The following is a 15655-nucleotide window of genomic DNA, read 5'->3' as shown; positions in this document are numbered from 1 at the left end:
CGTCCGGCTTTCGACCCGCGACGCCCCTTGCTGCTTTCACGCGTGTTGATAAGCCTCAAGGGCCCAGGTAGAAATCGAACGGAATAAGCTCGACCGCCCATCCGCCTTCTTCGCCCAGTGTGGCGGCCGGGTGCATGGACGCGATGCGCAACGCTTCGTCACGGCTATCCGCCTCGATGATGAACAGGCCGCCCACGACTTCCTTCGATTCCGTGTAGGGCCCGTCCGTGACGTGCGTCTTGCCACTGAGCGGGCGAAGCGTGCTCCATTTGTCCAGATCGCCAAGCGACGCGGAAATCAGAACCTTGCCGGTAGCCCGCATCTTCTCGTCCAATGCGGGGCATTGGCTCACCAGAGCCTTGACGGCTTCTGGTGTCATGGCGGCGAATTTTTCGGGGGTGAAGTAGGCCAGGCCAAGGTATTTCATGGGAGTTCCTTTGGGTGGGACATACACCTACGACGAACCTGATGATCGAAAATCGACATTCTCCGAAGAGAATTTGTAACGGGTCACGCCAGCCTGTCCTGCTTCGGCCCGGCTGCCGGAGTTCGAACAACAAAAGTACGGCTGAACACTATGGGCTTCGGTCACCGGCCAGTTCAGGAGCGCCACGCGTGGCATACGTCGATTGTTGTCGCTCAGTCTGCCAGCAACCCGTCTTCCCGCAGCACCCGCTGGACGGCCGGTCTATCCCTGATTCGCTGATACCACGCCTGCAGGTGGCGATACGGACCGAGGTCGATATTCGCGTGGTACACCGATTTCATCCACGAGGCGGTGCCCCATCCTGTCAGTGCGAAAAGGTAAGCATCGGCAATCGTAAACCTGTCGCCCATCAAAAACCGCTTACCGTTTAATTGACCGTCGATCCAGCCGAATCTGCTTTCGAGCTTTGGCCTCGCGGTATCGACCCACTTTCCCGCAGCCACCGCATAAAGCAGCGGAATGAAGCCCTTATGGATTTCGGTGCTCAGGAAGTTGAGCCATTCGAGCAGCCTGTAGCGTTCAATCGAACCATGAGCGGGCGCGAGTTTCGATTCCGGCGACTGGTCAGCAAGGTACTGGGCGATGACGGTACCCTCACGCAGAAATGTGCCGTCCTGCAATTCCAGAAGCGGCACGTAGCCAAGCTCGGAGACATCGTAATAGCTGGTCCCGTCTGGCAGCAAATGGCGCCGCGCGTCGACCGTGACGACATCGGCATTGAGCCCCGTCTCCTGCAATACGATGAATATTGCTTGCGAACAGCTTCCAGGCGCGTGATACAGCTTCATGCGGTCTTCCTTTAATGATCATGTTGCGAGAAGTATCCCGCGCAAAGGCTAAAAAAAGAAGAAGGCAGAAGTTTGTGATATAGGTACAAAAACTATACTGGACAGAAAAGCAATGAGGCAGAGTGCAACGGGATGTTCAATCGAAGAGGCGATGCGTCTACTAGGTGGGCGCTGGCGTTTGCTGCTGGTGTCCTATCTGGTAGATGGGCCGAAGCGCTTCAATGAGCTTCGCCGCGATGTGCCGGGAATATCGCAGCGCATGTTGACGCTCGACTTGCGGGCACTGGAGCAAGCGGGGCTGATTCAGCGGACGGTCTTTGCAGAGGTCCCCGTGAAAGTCGAGTATCGACTCACGAGTGACGGTGAACGGCTAAAGCCAGTCATCGAAGTCATGCGCGAGTTCGGCCTCTGGCTCAAAGGGCGTCCGATTCTGGACTCACAAGAAGCGGACCTTGAGTGTGCAGAAGATGCATCGCAATAGATGCCTTCGCGGTTTCCCGAATGGGTGATTGGCGCGTCTACCCGTCAACCGCTCACATGACATATCCTCTTGCCAACGTCACTACGGCCACAACAAGGCCACAACGCGGCCACAACGCGGCCAAAACACGAATAGACATGGAAGACCCCATCATCACCACCCGCGCAGCGGCCGAACTTCTGGGCGTATCAATCCGCACAGCGCAGACGTGGATTGAAGAAAATGCTCTCGACTCGTGGAAGACGCCAGGCGGGCACCGGAGGGTGCGCCGCAGCGCTGTGATGGATCTCATGGCCCGACTGGCGCGCGAAAGAATTCAGGGGCCCGCACTGGTTCTGGTGCATGCGCCACAGCATAAACTTCAGCGGTACGTCGATGCCCTCAGCCTCTCGCCCGAATGCACGGTGCACGTGGAGGCCGACACTTTCAGAACGTTGCTCACTGCCGGCTATCTCTTACCCATGATCGTCGTCCTTGAACTGGATGGCGGCGACAGCGACGGTCAGCGCCTTGTTCAACAGATTCTCAGTCATCCAGGGCTGGGGCATACCAGTATCGTCGTGACAGGTGATGCAACAGGTGAGGATCTGATTAACCTGGGGGCTTCACGCAGCCGCGTGCACATTCTTCCTGCTAGCTGGACCGCGGAAGCGCTGCAGAGCAAAGTGCGCCAGTGGCTGAGCGACAAGGGCGCGCTTGCTCGGACTGCAACTGGACCGGTCAGCGGGGAGCCTGCCACTAACGAGTCGCAGCGTCTGCTGGCCGTCGCCGCCGCTGGCGTCGTCGATACACCTGAAGAAGAAGCGTTCGACGAAATCACGCGGCTGGCCGCAACGATCCTCGAGGTACCCATTGCGCTGCTGACGCTGCTCACACCTGACCGCCAATGGTTCAAATCTCATTGGGGCCTTGACCGGCAAGAGACGCCCCGTTCATGGGCGTTTTGCAACTTCACTGTCCTGCAGGACGACGTGTTCGTCGTCGAAGATGCAACAGCCGACCGGCGCTTCGCCGAGAACCCGCTGGTGACAGGCGAGCCGCACATCCGGTTCTATGCGGGCGTCAACATCCGCGACATCCAGGGTTACGCGCTTGGTTCGCTGTGCGTGATCGATCGGGCGCCAAGAAGGCTGCCTCATTCTCACCGTGACGCGCTGGCCACGTTGGGTCGCCTCGCGTCTGACCGTATCAACCTGCGCATCAGGGAGCGGCAGCTTAGGTGGGCGGTTGCGGCATCCGCCAACACCAATCCGGCGGGGAGCGCCTGACAGTCCCGGGCGACCGGGAGCCTGGTCGACGAGCCCGCAAACGAGCTAGTTTTGAAGGCCGAGAGACGGCGTTAGGCTTGTGCGACTGCATTGACTGACACCACTACGCACGCACGACTGTGACCCCCGCAGATTTGATCTGTTTAATCACTTCACGGTCGGCGTCCTTCTCGACCACGATGGTCTGTGCGAGCGAGATCTCACCGATGACGAACCGCGACGCCGCGTTGAGTTTGGACGACGACGCGAGCACGACTGTTTCGGCCGCACGCGCAGCAAGCGCGCGCTTGATCGCGGCTTCCTCGAAATCGCCGGTACTCAGGCCCGCCTGTGGATGAACGCCGGTCACTCCCATGAAGTACCAATCTGCATGGATGCGGGAGATGCCCTCCATAGCAGCGGCGCCAACGGCAACGATCGAATGCTTGTACAGCCGGCCGCCGATCAAGATGACCTCGACGCAGGGATGCTCAGCGAGCGCCGTCGCGACGCTCGGGCTGTGCGTGACAATCGTCGCACGCAGATCAGCGGGCAGTGACCTGACCAGCAATGCGGACGTGGTTCCGCCGTCAATAATCGCTGTCTGTCCGGGCGCAATCATCATGGCCGCTTGCCGTGCGATCCGCTGCTTGGCCGCTGATTCAATGTCGCGGCGCGCCTCGAACGGTGCGAGCGCCGGAGAAACGGGCAAGGCGCCGCCGTGAACGCGTTGCAATAGTCCTTCCGCAGCCAGTTCGCGCAGATCCCGGCGAACGGTGTCTTCCGACACGCCGAATTCAACGCTCAACTCTCCCGCGAGCACCTGGCCATCGCGAGCGAGCGCATCCAGGATAGCTTTCTTACGTTGCGTAGTTAACATTGATGTGCACGAAATATCTTGATATTGCACGAAACTGCACGATACCATGAGCGCCATTTGCTGTCGACTGGAGACGCCATGAGCGCAACGAAAGACCGGGTTCGCATCGTCGAGTCAACCACACTCTCCGACGATTGGTACACGCTGAAAAAGGTGACGTTCGACTTTCTTCGCCGCGACGGTACGTGGCAACGTCAAAGCCGAGAAACGTACGACCGCGGCAACGGGGCAACTATCCTGTTGCATAACCGGCGCACAGGAAATGTCGTGCTCACGCGCCAGTTTCGAATGCCCGTGTTCGTGAACGGGCACGACGGCATGTTGATCGAGGCGGCCGCCGGTCTGCTCGACATGGCCACGCCGGAGGAGCGCATACGCCTCGAAGCGGAGGAGGAGACCGGGTATCGCGTGAGCAATATTCGCAAGGTCTTCGAGGCTTACATGAGTCCAGGATCAGTGACCGAGAAGCTCTACTTCTATCTGGGCGAATACGACGCGTCCACGCGCGTGAACGATGGCGGGGGCATCGAAGACGAGGGCGAGGATCTCGAAGTGCTCGAAATGCCGCTCGGGACCGCTTTGCAACTCGTGAGAAGTGGCGAGATCGTCGACGGCAAGACGATCATGCTGTTGCAGCATCTGGCGTTAAGCGAGATTGCGGAGGCAGGCCGAGCATGAAGGCCAACTCGCTCTGAGTGCGGGCCGTTATCGCTGTCTGCAGCAAGCGCTTTCTGAGGACGGTGAGCCCATCGTGAACGTGCCGACCCAGTGCGCTCTTCCCAACCTGACGTTCGAATAAGCACGCTTAAGGGAATCTTAAGGTAGCGGGTGCCGTTTTCCTCGGCAGGAGGCAAATTGGCAGCCCGCATATCGACCTGCACGGAAGGCACGATGAGGACGGGCGTCGCCAATGTGGGCGTGCGTTTCAAGTATCCACTTAACGTGCATGCCTTTCTGGCGCACGAACTCGATGACCCGGTCCGCATTCGTCGTTGCAGTGCGTCCTGACTTTGGGTCATAGTCGAGAACCGGGTCAACGATCGCGCATTCCGGTTGCCCGGACTGGAAAACCACGTAACTGACCGTGCGGTCACCGGTTCGAAGTACGGCTGAACCGTGGGCTGCATGCTGAACTCCTCAAAGATCGTTCATTCTATTCATGAACAATATATTTTTAAATATAATGTACATGTGTGAATCAGAGGATGATGCGATGAGGAAGAAGTCCGTCCCGATCGACTTTTCGGCGATGCAGGCCTCGGCAGAGAAAGCCTGCGCGCTGCTGAAGGTGCTGGCTAATCCCGACAGGTTGCTGCTGATGTGCCAGTTGTCGCAAGGCGAGTTGTGCGTGAGCGACCTCGAAGAGCAACTGGGTATACGTCAGCCTACGCTTTCCCAACAGCTCGGCGTACTTCGCGACAACGAACTCGTCGAAACACGCCGCGAGGGCAAGAGCATCTTCTATTCCATCGCGAGCAAGGAGGCGATTGCGGTCATGAACGTGCTCTACGACCAGTTTTGCGCCCCTTGAAGATGAGGACTGACCATGTCGATTGATACTGCGAGTTTTACGCCCGGCCTGTCCCTGACGGGAGGTCTGATGATTGGCGCCGCAGCGGCGATGCTGGTTCTCTTCAACGGGCGCATCGCGGGCATCAGCGGCATTCTCGGCGGCCTGCTGAGCGGGTCACACAAGATGCTGGGATGGCGGATCGCTTTTCTTGCAGGGTTGATCGGTGCACCTGTGCTGGCGAACCTGCTCGGAGACCCGATAGCGCCTGATATCGAAGCGGGGTGGGTCCAGATACTTCTCGCAGGATTTATGGTTGGCATCGGCACGCGCTACGCAAGCGGTTGCACGAGCGGCCACGGTGTCTGTGGCATCTCGCGGGGCTCCGTTCGTTCGCTTGTCGCGACGGCAATATTCATGGCAACCGGTTTTCTGACCGTGTTCGTGTCCAGACATCTGCTGGGAGGCTGAGATGAGTTTGCTCGTGGCCATGTTGTCCGGCCTGCTGTTTGGAGTGGGCCTGATGGTGTCTGGCATGGCCAATCCTGCGAAGGTGCTGGGATTTCTCGACCTCGCGGGACGATGGGACCCTTCGCTTGCATTGGTGATGGCAGGGGCGATAGCTGTCGGCGCCATAGCGTTCCTGTTTGCAAAGCGTCGCAAGAAGTCGCTGCTGGGGCTGCCCATGCAGATTCCGGCCAGCGCGAACGTGACGTTGAGACTTGTACTGGGAAGCGCGGTGTTCGGCGTTGGTTGGGGGCTCGCAGGGTTTTGTCCCGGACCGGCACTTGTCGCCCTAGGCGCCGGCCTCCCAAAGGCGTGGGGTTTCGTGGCCGCGATGCTCGCCGGCATGGCCGTGTTCGAGTTCATCGAGCGAGCTAGCCAGCGTCGGCAGGATGGTGCGCTCTGATTGCAGGCCGCGCCTGAACATTCTTCGCTTTGGCTCGACGCTTAGCTCGACCGCTTCAACAACACCTCTTTGAATACGGGCATCGCTGAAAAAACATTCGGCCAACCCGCGTAGAACGCGAGTTGTGTCAGCATTTCAGACGCCTCAGCGTTGGTCAGCCCATTGTCCATCGCGCGATTCAGGTGATACGGAATCTGCGCGACCTGACCATTGGCAACGAGAGCGCTTACGGTCACGAGGCTTCGGTCGCGAGGGACGAGTCCGGGACGCAGCCAAAGATCGCGAAAGAGCGCATCCGTCGTGTACTGAACGACGCCGGGAGCAACCGCGCCGAAGTTCTCCTGAACCATCTCTGCACGCTGTTTCTCGGCCGATTCGTTCAACGGCAGAGGTTTAACATCGGCCGGGGAGAGTTGGTCGGGGCCAATGCCACGGTCATCAAAGACGCGTTTGACAATCGCGGAAGCAGCCGTTGCATTGGCCCACCCGGAATAGAAGGCCAGATGCGCGATCATTTCAGAGATCTCTGCGGGCGTCACGCCGTTATCGAGCGCTAAACCAAAGTGAAAAGGCATCTCAATGGTCTGGTTTCGGGCGATGAGCACGGACAGGGTCACAATGCTCCGGTCGCGTGCGGAGAGCTGCGGCCGTTTCCACAATCCGTCGAGCACTGTTTGGTTGGTGTACCGCTCGAACGCCGGAGAAGCCGACTTCAAATCAACGGTTGTCAGCGAATCTTGCATGTTTCTCGTCCTTTCCAGATTCGTACAGGCGGCCAGCAAAACGGCCACGCAAGCTACTGCGACCAGGCGCGATATGGGGTGTGCTTGCGGGCGTGCTTGCGGGCGTGCTTGCCGATTACGGTTTGCGATATTGCTCATCAGTGACTTTCTCGAGCCATTCGACGTTCTTGCCGTCGAGTGCTTCCTGAATCGCGATGTGAGTCATCGCCGTGGTCTCAGTTGCGCCATGCCAGTGTTTGTGGCCCGGCGGGCACCAGATCACGTCGCCTGCGCGGATCTCGACGCGCTCTTCGCCTTCGCATTGAGTCCAGCCGCATCCGGCGGTGACGAGTAGCGTTTGACCGAGCGGATGCGTGTGCCACGCCGTGCGCGCGCCAGGCTCAAACGTCACGGCGGCGCAAGACACTCGCGCGGGCGGAGGCGGCGCGTTGAGCGGGTCGATCCGGACCGTCCCGGTGAACCATTGTTCGGGACCTTTCATTGATGGCTGCGAGCCAGCGCGTTTCAGTTCCATGATTTCTTCGCCGATGTCCGATTAACGTAATGCACATGACCACAATGTAAGCCTTGGCCGGCTAGTGGACTAGATGGCAAAATCGGGATGCCCTTATGCGCTGGAGCATTAATGAACGAAGACTTCAACGATCTCGCCGGTTTCATTACCGTTGCCCGGGAGCGCAATTTCACTCGCGCGGCGGCGCAACTGGGTGTTTCGCAGTCGGCGCTGAGCCGGACTGTGGCGGGCCTCGAGCGACGCATTGGTCTGCAACTCCTGACGCGAACGACCCGCAGCGTTTCGCTGACTGAGGCGGGGGAGCGGCTACTGTCTGCGATCAGGCCACGCTTCGAGGAAATCGAGGCTGAAGTTGCCTCGTTACGAGGGATGACAAATCGGCCGAGCGGCACCGTCCGGATTACCACCACGGATTACGCCGCCAACACCTTTGTGTGGCCGCGGTTGCAGCCTTTGCTTCGTCGATATCCCGAGCTCAAGATCGAACTGGTGAATGACTACGGGCTAGCTGACATCGTTGCCGATCGCTTCGACATTGGCGTGAGGTTGGGCGATCAGATAGAGAAAGACATGGTCGCCGTGCGTATCGCGCCTGACATGACGATGTGCATCGTGGGTTCGCCGAAATACCTGCAGTCGAGGCCGCACGCAAAAAGGCCGCAAGATCTCACTCTTCATAGCTGCATTAATCTGCGGTTACCGACGCGGGACTCGTTACTGCCCTGGGAGTTGTCGAAAGGCCGGCGCGAGTTGCAGGTGCGCGTCGAAGGGCAACTTACTTTTAACAACGTCTATCAGATGGTCGATGCAGCCCTTGCCGGATTTGGTCTTGCATACCTGCCGAAGGATCTGGTCGAGCAATACGTCCGCGCCGGGAAGCTTGCATGGGTGCTTGAAGATTGGTGTCCGACCTTCGTCGGACATCACGCCTACTATTCGACCGGGAGAAAGTCTTCGCGGGCGGTGCAGCTTGTAGTCGATGCGCTAAAGGCGGGTTATCAAAGCGGGCGGTGAACGTTGTCAGTACATCGCTACGTGTGAAGGGTTCAATGGGCGAGCGCAAGCCCGGGTCGAAAGGATCAAACGGAGACCCTCCCAGATACGACCGTCCGGCTCCTCGAAGCTGCGGCCGTACATGAAGCCGAAGCCCTGCACAGGCGTGGGGTCGGCCCTGCCGCCGGCACCGCTCGCCTTATCGACCATGCTGGAAACTTCGTCCCGACTATCCGCCGAAAGACACAACAGCACCTGCGCGTCCGCGTGTGCGTCGACGATTCGCTTGCTGGTGAACTGGCGCCACATGTCGTGCGTGAGAAGCATCGCGGAAATCGTCTCGGAGAACACCATGCACGCTGCGGTGTCGTCACTGAATGCGGGGAGGGCAAGAATCGACAAAAGCTGATCACGCCTTAAAACCAGACTCCGGGTGGCGCGCGAGAAAGACCGGCAGGTCGGTGGTCGGAGGTTTCGCGGGTACGTCGAAGAACATTTCGCACACCCAGCCGCGGTGATACGAAGCGTGGTTCACGAGATGCATGAACATGGCGCCGCGCGACATGACGGAACGCTCGCCCGAGATGAACGCGAACGAAAGCTCTTCGTCTAGCGAGGCGTTGGTCTGGGCATCGGCCCAGCTTTCGAACCATGCGTTGAGTTGCTGTTGCGCGACGCGCAAGCTCTCCAGGTCGGCGTGCAAAATCACGTTGCGCGAGGTGAAGCCGTGTTCCTTGCGTTCGAGATGCGCCTTCCAGATCAGATCGACCACGTAGTTGTGGTTAAGCGTGCCGATCATTGTCTTGAACAGCGTCTGCCGGATCTTGACGACTTCATCTGGCGGCAATGCGGCGGTAGCGTCGAACAGTACGGTGTCGGCCCAGGTTTTATAACGGGAAAGAATGCGAGCGGTTTGGGTATTGAGCATGCCGGTTTCCTCGATGATTCGTTTGCCTCGTCCAACACATCCAGTGCCGCGCGACGTGCGTCGCATCAACGTTACTCCGTCGCCTGAATACGCTGTATACAAATTATACATCGGGACGTCCTAGGCCGCATTTAGCGGCCACAACAGTCGCGCTCACCGTACCGCATGCGAACACGGACTAACTCAACCGGAAGACCGCCACTGCGTCGCGCAACAGCCTCGCCTGATCGTCGAGCGAGGTGGCCGCAGCCGCTGCCTGTTCGACCAGAGCGGCGTTCTGCTGCGAGACCTCGTCCATCTGCGATACGGCGAGGCTCACCTGTTCGATGCCATCTCGCTGCTCGTCGGACGCGCTCGCAATCTCCCGCATGATTGTGGTGACGCGCGTGATCGAGTCGCTGATCTCGTGCATCGTTTCGCCGGCGACGCTGACGAGCTGTGAGCCTGACGCCACACGTTCGACCGATTCATCGATCAAGGTCTTGATTTCCTTGGCGGCCGCGCCGGCGCGTTGCGCGAGCGAACGCACTTCCGACGCGACCACGGCGAAGCCCCGTCCCTGGTCGCCGGCGCGGGCAGCTTCAACGGCGGCATTGAGCGCGAGGATGTTGGTCTGGAATGCGATGCCTTCAATCACGCCGGTGATGTCGGCGATCTTTTGCGAGCTGCGGTGGATTTCCGTCATCGTTGCCACGACATTGCCGACGACCTGCGAACCGCGCGTCGTGACGCTATGCGCCGACTCGGTCAGCAATTGCGCGGTGCGCGCGTTGTCCGCATTCTGCCGGACTGCCGCGGTCAATTGCTCCATGCTGGCCGCCGTTTCCTGCAGCGAGGCCGCCTGTTCCTCGGTGCGCTGCGAGAGGTCGTTGTTGCCGGCGGCAATCTGCCGCGTAGTGCTGGCAATGGATTCCGAGCCGCGCGTCACTTGCCGCACAACCTTATCGAGACCGCCCTGCATCTGTTGGAGTCCGTCGACGAGTTGGCCCATTTCATCGCTCGTGCGTGCGCGAAGCGACCCAGTCAGATCGCCTTGCGCAATGCGCTGCAGTGCCGCAAGCAGGCTGGAGAGGGGCATCACGATCGCCCGACGCAATCCGTAAGCGCAGGCCGCGCAAATGGCGAGCCCCAGTGCGATCAGCACCGCGCCCACGACGCGCAGCCTTGCATTGAAACGCTCGGCCGAAGCAAACGCCTGCTTGCCATACGCGCTCTTCCAGCGATCGAGCGCCTCGCTGCTATTCGAGAGCACGGTCGAGAGCGGCGAGATCGCCTTCGATGCGATGCGGTCCGCCGTGTCGCGATCGCCTTTTTTGAGTGCATCGGCGAGCGGTACGATGCCACGCTGAACGAGTGCAGTGCGCGCCTCATCCACGCGATCTGCAAGCGCCTGCTCCTCTGGCGGAAGCCCGAGTGAACGGTAGGCGTGCCACGCGCGATCGGAGTCCGACAGGTGGCCGAGCGCTTTCGTGACGGCCTCCGGCACGTTGGCGCCCTCGGGATGTATCAGCGCGCGATTCAGCACCGCGCGCGCGATCTCCAGTTTCAGATTGGCCCTGCCCACGGCAATCGATGCGGCCAGCTGGTTGGAGTAAGCGTAGTCGAGCGCGTCGTTCGAACGTTGTATCGCGAGCTGCCCGAGCATACCCACCGTGACGATGACCACGCCCAGCACGGCCATCACGGCCGAGAGCCGGCCGGAGATTGAAAGACGACGAAACATTTTTTGTCCCCGATTAACATCTGGTCTGAATCAGTTTGGGTCTCTGCCCGAACCGCTTTGTTGTCCCCATTCGTGAGGCGGCGCGTGATCTGCATCGCGCCGTAATGGCCGCGCGTCTGCTGCTATCACCAGAATCAGTGACGCACGGTAATAGCGCAGTTCGTCTGCTCATTCACCGCAACGTCCAGCCTCGTTTTTGCATCCTCAATCCGGAATTCGCCCGGTAAGGCGACACCGTTCCTGACCGCTGTGACCTCGGCCAGAATCGATACCGCGATTTCCGGTGGCGTACGGCTGCCTATGTAAATGCCGATGGGCCCGCGCAGACGGTTGAGTTCATCGTCGGTGAGATCGAAATGCGTTTCGAGCCGTTCGCGCCGCGCGGCATTGTTGCGGCGCGAACCCAGCGCGCCGACATAGAACGCCGGCGTTCTGACCGCTTCCATCAACGCGAGATCGTCGAGCTTCGGGTCGTGCGTAAGCGCGATCACGGCGCAGCGCTCGTCGAGTTTCATGTCGAGAACGGTGTCGTCAGGCATCGTGCGCACGAGCGTCGTGCCCGGCAGATGCCACACGTCGGTATATTCCTCGCGCGGATCGCACACGGTGACCTGATAGTCGAGTCCAAGCGCGATCTGGCAGAGATACTTCGAAAGCTGGCCTGCGCCGATCACGAGCATCCGGTAACGCGGGCCATGAACGGTCAGCAACTTGCGGCCGTTGAAATCCATGCCGTCGGCTGAGTGCGCCGGCAGGAGTTTTACCGCGCCGCTTTTCATATCGAGCGAACGTGCGACGAGCTGGCCTGCCATCACGCGCCTGCAAAGTTCGTCGATACCGCTTGAGCGCGTCAGCGGCTCGAGCATGAGCTCGATCGTGCCGCCGCACGGCAAGCCGAAGCGGTGCGCTTCGTCGGCGGAGATGCCGTATCTGAGAACTTCCGGGCGTGTCTGCTCGATGCCCTGGCGGCGCACGCGGTCGATCAGATCGTCCTCGATGCAGCCGCCCGAAACCGAACCTGCCACCGAGCCGTCTTCCAGAATGGCGAGCATCGCGCCTTCAGGCCGCGGCGACGAACCCCACGTCCTCACAACGGTCACGAGCAGCACGCGCCGGCCGCTTTCGATCCAGCGCGCGCTCGCCTTCAATACTTCGAGATTGACGCTATCCATAAGCACACCGTGTGGTTGCCCGGCCTGAGCCGGGGTTCGGCGAAGTCGCGTTAATGCCGCGTTAATGTCGCTTTAGTGCCGCTTCAATGCCGCGATAGCGCCGAGCGCAACGACATCTCGCGCGCAGCCTCCGGCGTGATGGTCCGGTTGAGCATGAAGCAGGCGACACCCGCCGCGAGCAACGGCAATGCACCGAGCAGAAAGATCGTGCCGATCGGCGTGCCGACGGCGATCAGCAAACCCGCCAGCAGCGGGCCGATGATCGCGCCGATCCGCGCCACGGCGAACGAGGCGCCGGTGGCGGTCGATCGGATGAAGGTCGGATAGATCATGCTGGAAATCGCATTGAGGCCGATGTTGCCGCCCAGCACCAGCAGACCCGAGATCAGCGCCATCGCCATGGTGAGACTCGCGCCCGTGCCGACCGCTACGCCGAGTGCCGCTACCGGAATGGCGCCGAGGATCATCGTCAGCGTCATGACCGATACGCCCTTACGGTCGATCAACCAGCCGAAGAACCAGCTGAAGCCGGCGCCGAGCTGGAACAGCGCCTGGCTGCGCGCTGCGTTGGCGTAGCCGATTTCGTCGGTCAAGAGCGTCGTCATCCATTGCGAGAGGAAGAAGTGCGTGACGAACGAAAGACCGAGCCCGAGCCACAGGAAGGCGGTCATCGCAGAACGGCCCTCGGTAAAGAGGTGCCTCACCGGCACACCCGTACGGATCTGCTCCGGAATCGAGAAGCGTGTGTCGTCGGCGAAATGCGCGCTCGGCTTGAGCTTGCGCGCGTAGTGGAGAATGCGTTCGCTGCCAGGCTTGCGCAGCGTCAGGTAGCGGATCGATTCAGGCAGCCCGATGAGCAGGATGATGCCCGCCACTACCGCGCCAGCGCCGCCCACGTAGAAGACCGAGCGCCAGCCGTACGCCGGGATGATCTCGGCAGCGAGCAGGCCGCCGCCGGAGGAGCCTGCGGTATAGCCGAGATAGAGCAGGGTGATGATGAGCCCGCGCTTGCCTGAGCGCGCGTAGTCGGTGATCAGCGAGACCGCCATCGGCATGCCGCCGCCGATGCCGAGCGCGGCGCAAAAGCGCAGGACCGACAGTTCGACCAGGTTGTGCGCGAACGGCACGGCGAACGTGAAGACGCCGAACAGCGAGGTGGCGAGCAGGATCGCGCGGCGCCGGCCGATCCGGTCGGCCAGCATGGCAAACACCACCGAACCCGCCATCCACCCGACGATGCTGATGTTGAACACGGGCGTCATCAGCGCCCGGTTGATGCCCCATTCCTTGATGATGCCGGGGGCGGCGTAATTCAAAGCCTGATTGTCGAAGCCGTCCGCGAGCATGACGAGCGCGCAGAGAATGAAAAGGCTCACAGTGAACCAGCTTCGCTCCTGCGTCTCGATGACGTGGGCTATATCGACGGTATTGTTTTGAGTCATGGCTGTCTCCGGATGCCTCTGCTCCACGGGTTGTTCAGTGCGGCGTGCAAGCGTGTGCTTATTCGCCGTGGCCACCCGAGGCCTCCCGCACCGGAGTTTCCGGCTTCACGCCGCCTCGCCGGTTGGCCCACGTACGTTCACCCGTTTCGCGCCAGCCGCCCGAGGTCGCCGCTTCTGCGTACTCGTCCCAACGCTTGTCCCAGTCGCCGAGGTGATAGCCATGCCATGGCGGCTGCGGCGTCAGGCTCGGCAGATTCAGCTCTTCCCAGATCTTGCGTGCCGCGCTCATGTATTGCTCCTTCGGCAACGCAAGCGGCGGCATCGGATGCTTGAGCGTCGCGTCGATCAGCAGCGTGCTTTCGAGCGGCGCGCGGCCGGACTTGGGACCGTGACCGCTCGCCCGGTAAGGCGTCACGTGCAGGTCATGCGTGAAGTCGGAGCGATAGGCGAGGGACCAGAAGATCGCATCGGCGTTTTCCGGGTCGATGTCTTCGGAAACGGCGATCACGAGCTTGCCGCACTGCGCCTGCAGCGTCGCGGCGCCTTGCAGACCGCGCCATACTTCCGCCTGCTGCGTGCCGCGCGCGAACTGCAGGAAGATCACCTTGCGCAGGTTCGTGAGCGGCTCGTGCATCACCACGCGCTTGATGCCGCGCACGCCCATCACCTTGCTCAAATGTTCGAGGTACAAAGGCTCGTAGGCAACCTTCTTCAGCACGGAGCTTTCGCTCGGTGTCACCTGACTGATGATGGAGACGAAGACAGGCTTCTTCTTCATCGTGATCGCGGTGACGTGCATCGACATGTTGTAGTCTTCGAGCGCGATGTGGCCGTGGCTTTCGCCGAACGGACCTTCGGGCTCCAGCGCGTCGGTGTCGATCAGACCTTCGATGACGATTTCGGCGTCGGCGGGAACCACCAGATCGATGGTCTTGCAACGCACCACCTCGACAGGGGCGCGCATCAAACTGCCGGCTACGGCCATCTCGTCCTGATCGATCTGCAGTTTTTGCGGACCGGTGAACAGCACGGCGGGCGCGCAGCCCAGCACGATCGCGCACGGCATCTTCTCACCCATCGCGCGATATTTTTCCCAGTGCAGATAACCGCCCGCACCCGACAGACGGCTCGCCATGCGCACGCCCAGCCGGTCTTCCGATTTCAGCGCGGCGCGGTAAGTGCCCATGTTCTGCACGCCGCTCTCCGGATCTCTGGTGACGCACAGCGTAGCGGTGAGATAGGGCGCAGCGTCGAAGCCGGGCGTGGAGACGGGCACCGGCAGACGCGACAGGCCTTTTTCCTTCAGTTCATCGCCGCTGATCACGACTTCATGACACGGCGCCTCGTTCACCATGACGGGCGGGACCGGCTCGGCAATCGCTTCGGTCCATGCCTTGCCGATCTGCTCGACCGGAAGACCGAGGCCGGTGGCGTAAATTTCCGGCGAGGCGGCGAGTCCGCCGACCAGAACCGGGATGTCGTAGGTGTGTCCGTCGCCGTCCACGACGTTGGTGAAGAGGAAAGCGCGACGCTGATCTTCGTGCAGGCCGCCCTGGAACTGCCAGCGCGCGAGCGGGTGCAACTCGGTGTCCTTGTTGATCGGCCGGTCGATGCGCGTCAGGAGGCCTTTGGCTTCCAGCCGGGCGATATGGTCCTGCAAGTCGCGCGGCGCGCCGCCGGTTGCCGTTTGCGAGTGGTCTTGGGGCAAGGGTGACATTCCGTTTCCTAATATGAGACCCAGCAGATGGGGAAATCCGTAGGATTGTATGATTGCATGTGAATAAGACGACTGTCAACGCGACGCTGCGCCTGGAGCCCGGTCGCGGGCTCGCGACGC

18 protein-coding genes and 1 pseudogene are annotated in these 15655 nt (G+C 60.8%); 7 read left to right on the top strand and 12 right to left on the bottom strand.

The features are described 5' to 3' along the window. Nucleotides 1-55: 55 nt before the first annotated feature. Both SB753_RS01370 and SB753_RS01365 read right to left on the bottom strand, forming a co-directional pair. Entirely contained in the window at nucleotides 56-427 is a 372-nt protein-coding gene (locus tag SB753_RS01370; protein ID WP_408473046.1) for a YciI family protein, read from the bottom strand. A gap of 212 nt (nucleotides 428-639) precedes the next feature. Next, nucleotides 640-1275, bottom strand: coding sequence for a glutathione binding-like protein (locus SB753_RS01365; protein WP_410798630.1), 636 nt, complete (start codon nucleotides 1273-1275; stop codon nucleotides 640-642). A gap of 112 nt (nucleotides 1276-1387) precedes the next feature. Between SB753_RS01365 and SB753_RS01360 the strand changes: the two genes are divergently transcribed. After that, the gene (locus SB753_RS01360; RefSeq protein WP_087753678.1) at nucleotides 1388-1756 is read left to right on the top strand and encodes a winged helix-turn-helix transcriptional regulator; all 369 of its coding nucleotides are present in this window, start codon (nucleotides 1388-1390) and stop codon (nucleotides 1754-1756) included. Between the two features lie 137 nt (nucleotides 1757-1893). Further along, nucleotides 1894-3024: a GAF domain-containing protein gene (locus tag SB753_RS01355; RefSeq protein ID WP_410798628.1), complete on the top strand. Its 1131-nt coding sequence runs from the start codon at nucleotides 1894-1896 to the stop codon at nucleotides 3022-3024. Nucleotides 3025-3127: 103 nt separating this feature from the next. Here SB753_RS01355 and SB753_RS01350 read toward each other — a convergent pair whose 3' ends face one another. Next, complete coding sequence (locus tag SB753_RS01350) at nucleotides 3128-3883, bottom strand: DeoR/GlpR family DNA-binding transcription regulator (protein ID WP_408412501.1); 756 nt, start codon at nucleotides 3881-3883, stop codon at nucleotides 3128-3130. A 78-nt stretch (nucleotides 3884-3961) separates the two neighbouring features. Between SB753_RS01350 and SB753_RS01345 the strand changes: the two genes are divergently transcribed. Continuing rightward, complete coding sequence (locus tag SB753_RS01345; protein ID WP_020067722.1) at nucleotides 3962-4561, top strand: NUDIX domain-containing protein; 600 nt, start codon at nucleotides 3962-3964, stop codon at nucleotides 4559-4561. Between the two features lie 234 nt (nucleotides 4562-4795). Here the strand turns inward: SB753_RS01345 and SB753_RS01340 are convergent. Further along, nucleotides 4796-5010 (bottom strand): annotated as a pseudogene (locus SB753_RS01340) (MBL fold metallo-hydrolase); the annotation flags it as partial. An 86-nt stretch (nucleotides 5011-5096) separates the two neighbouring features. Between SB753_RS01340 and SB753_RS01335 the strand changes: the two are divergent. From SB753_RS01335 to SB753_RS01325, 3 genes are read left to right on the top strand one after another with little or no spacing between them, the layout of a single operon-like run. Beyond that, nucleotides 5097-5414, top strand: a complete 318-nt coding sequence (locus SB753_RS01335) for an ArsR/SmtB family transcription factor (RefSeq protein ID WP_027804580.1) — start codon at nucleotides 5097-5099, stop codon at nucleotides 5412-5414. A gap of 15 nt (nucleotides 5415-5429) precedes the next feature. Next, entirely contained in the window at nucleotides 5430-5864 is a 435-nt protein-coding gene (locus tag SB753_RS01330) for a YeeE/YedE family protein (protein ID WP_408130719.1), read from the top strand. Nucleotide 5865: 1 nt separating this feature from the next. After that, nucleotides 5866-6303, top strand: a complete 438-nt coding sequence (locus SB753_RS01325) for a DUF6691 family protein (protein ID WP_088176394.1) — start codon at nucleotides 5866-5868, stop codon at nucleotides 6301-6303. Between the two features lie 41 nt (nucleotides 6304-6344). On the opposite strand, the gene SB753_RS01320 is transcribed toward SB753_RS01325, so the two are convergent. Both SB753_RS01320 and SB753_RS01315 read right to left on the bottom strand, forming a co-directional pair. Further along, a complete protein-coding gene (locus SB753_RS01320; RefSeq protein ID WP_310350339.1) occupies nucleotides 6345-7046 on the bottom strand; it encodes a carboxymuconolactone decarboxylase family protein in 702 nt (233 codons plus the stop codon). Between the two features lie 115 nt (nucleotides 7047-7161). After that, entirely contained in the window at nucleotides 7162-7560 is a 399-nt protein-coding gene (locus SB753_RS01315) for a cupin domain-containing protein (protein ID WP_310350336.1), read from the bottom strand. 111 nt (nucleotides 7561-7671) lie between these two features. Between SB753_RS01315 and SB753_RS01310 the strand changes: the two genes are divergently transcribed. Further along, nucleotides 7672-8574: a LysR family transcriptional regulator gene (locus SB753_RS01310; RefSeq protein ID WP_410798626.1), complete on the top strand. Its 903-nt coding sequence runs from the start codon at nucleotides 7672-7674 to the stop codon at nucleotides 8572-8574. Between the two features lie 6 nt (nucleotides 8575-8580). Here SB753_RS01310 and SB753_RS01305 read toward each other — a convergent pair whose 3' ends face one another. The 6 genes from SB753_RS01305 to SB753_RS01280 form a co-directional block, all read right to left on the bottom strand. Beyond that, on the bottom strand, nucleotides 8581-8955 hold the full coding sequence (locus SB753_RS01305) for a glyoxalase/bleomycin resistance/extradiol dioxygenase family protein (RefSeq protein WP_410798624.1): 375 nt from the start codon (nucleotides 8953-8955) through the stop codon (nucleotides 8581-8583). A 7-nt stretch (nucleotides 8956-8962) separates the two neighbouring features. Next, on the bottom strand, nucleotides 8963-9481 hold the full coding sequence (locus SB753_RS01300; protein ID WP_410798622.1) for a DinB family protein: 519 nt from the start codon (nucleotides 9479-9481) through the stop codon (nucleotides 8963-8965). Between the two features lie 178 nt (nucleotides 9482-9659). Continuing rightward, nucleotides 9660-11204 carry a methyl-accepting chemotaxis protein gene (locus SB753_RS01295; protein ID WP_410798620.1) on the bottom strand — a complete coding sequence of 515 codons (1545 nt, stop codon included), beginning with the start codon at nucleotides 11202-11204 and terminating at the stop codon, nucleotides 9660-9662. 134 nt (nucleotides 11205-11338) lie between these two features. After that, nucleotides 11339-12376 (bottom strand): XdhC family protein, encoded by a 1038-nt coding sequence (locus SB753_RS01290; RefSeq protein ID WP_410798618.1) that lies wholly within the window; start codon nucleotides 12374-12376, stop codon nucleotides 11339-11341. 83 nt (nucleotides 12377-12459) lie between these two features. After that, nucleotides 12460-13818, bottom strand: coding sequence for an MFS transporter (locus tag SB753_RS01285; RefSeq protein ID WP_020067712.1), 1359 nt, complete (start codon nucleotides 13816-13818; stop codon nucleotides 12460-12462). Nucleotides 13819-13876: 58 nt separating this feature from the next. Continuing rightward, nucleotides 13877-15535, bottom strand: a complete 1659-nt coding sequence (locus SB753_RS01280) for a UbiD family decarboxylase (protein ID WP_410798616.1) — start codon at nucleotides 15533-15535, stop codon at nucleotides 13877-13879. Nucleotides 15536-15655 lie beyond the last annotated feature (120 nt).

Origin of the sequence: Paraburkholderia sp. SIMBA_053 (assembly GCF_046534895.1) — a bacterium.
Classification (GTDB): Bacteria; Pseudomonadota; Gammaproteobacteria; order Burkholderiales; family Burkholderiaceae; genus Paraburkholderia; species Paraburkholderia caledonica.
This window is presented reverse-complemented; position numbering and strand designations above follow the sequence as displayed.

Excerpts from the sequence above, each read along its gene's own strand:
- SB753_RS01290 (WP_410798618.1), bottom strand. The coding sequence starts at position 12,376 with ATGGATAGCGTCAATCTCGAAGTATTGAAGGCGAGCGCGCGCTGGATC.
- SB753_RS01285 (WP_020067712.1), bottom strand. The coding sequence starts at position 13,818 with ATGACTCAAAACAATACCGTCGATATAGCCCACGTCATCGAGACGCAG.
- SB753_RS01365 (WP_410798630.1), bottom strand. The coding sequence starts at position 1,275 with ATGAAGCTGTATCACGCGCCTGGAAGCTGTTCGCAAGCAATATTCATC.
- SB753_RS01360 (WP_087753678.1), top strand. The coding sequence starts at position 1,388 with ATGAGGCAGAGTGCAACGGGATGTTCAATCGAAGAGGCGATGCGTCTA.
- SB753_RS01335 (WP_027804580.1), top strand. The coding sequence starts at position 5,097 with ATGAGGAAGAAGTCCGTCCCGATCGACTTTTCGGCGATGCAGGCCTCG.
- SB753_RS01280 (WP_410798616.1), bottom strand. The coding sequence starts at position 15,535 with ATGTCACCCTTGCCCCAAGACCACTCGCAAACGGCAACCGGCGGCGCG.
- SB753_RS01310 (WP_410798626.1), top strand. The coding sequence starts at position 7,672 with ATGAACGAAGACTTCAACGATCTCGCCGGTTTCATTACCGTTGCCCGG.
- SB753_RS01315 (WP_310350336.1), bottom strand. The coding sequence starts at position 7,560 with ATGGAACTGAAACGCGCTGGCTCGCAGCCATCAATGAAAGGTCCCGAA.
- SB753_RS01350 (WP_408412501.1), bottom strand. The coding sequence starts at position 3,883 with ATGTTAACTACGCAACGTAAGAAAGCTATCCTGGATGCGCTCGCTCGC.
- SB753_RS01345 (WP_020067722.1), top strand. The coding sequence starts at position 3,962 with ATGAGCGCAACGAAAGACCGGGTTCGCATCGTCGAGTCAACCACACTC.
- SB753_RS01355 (WP_410798628.1), top strand. The coding sequence starts at position 1,894 with ATGGAAGACCCCATCATCACCACCCGCGCAGCGGCCGAACTTCTGGGC.
- SB753_RS01295 (WP_410798620.1), bottom strand. The coding sequence starts at position 11,204 with ATGTTTCGTCGTCTTTCAATCTCCGGCCGGCTCTCGGCCGTGATGGCC.
- SB753_RS01320 (WP_310350339.1), bottom strand. The coding sequence starts at position 7,046 with ATGCAAGATTCGCTGACAACCGTTGATTTGAAGTCGGCTTCTCCGGCG.
- SB753_RS01370 (WP_408473046.1), bottom strand. The coding sequence starts at position 427 with ATGAAATACCTTGGCCTGGCCTACTTCACCCCCGAAAAATTCGCCGCC.
- SB753_RS01300 (WP_410798622.1), bottom strand. The coding sequence starts at position 9,481 with ATGCTCAATACCCAAACCGCTCGCATTCTTTCCCGTTATAAAACCTGG.
- SB753_RS01325 (WP_088176394.1), top strand. The coding sequence starts at position 5,866 with ATGAGTTTGCTCGTGGCCATGTTGTCCGGCCTGCTGTTTGGAGTGGGC.
- SB753_RS01330 (WP_408130719.1), top strand. The coding sequence starts at position 5,430 with ATGTCGATTGATACTGCGAGTTTTACGCCCGGCCTGTCCCTGACGGGA.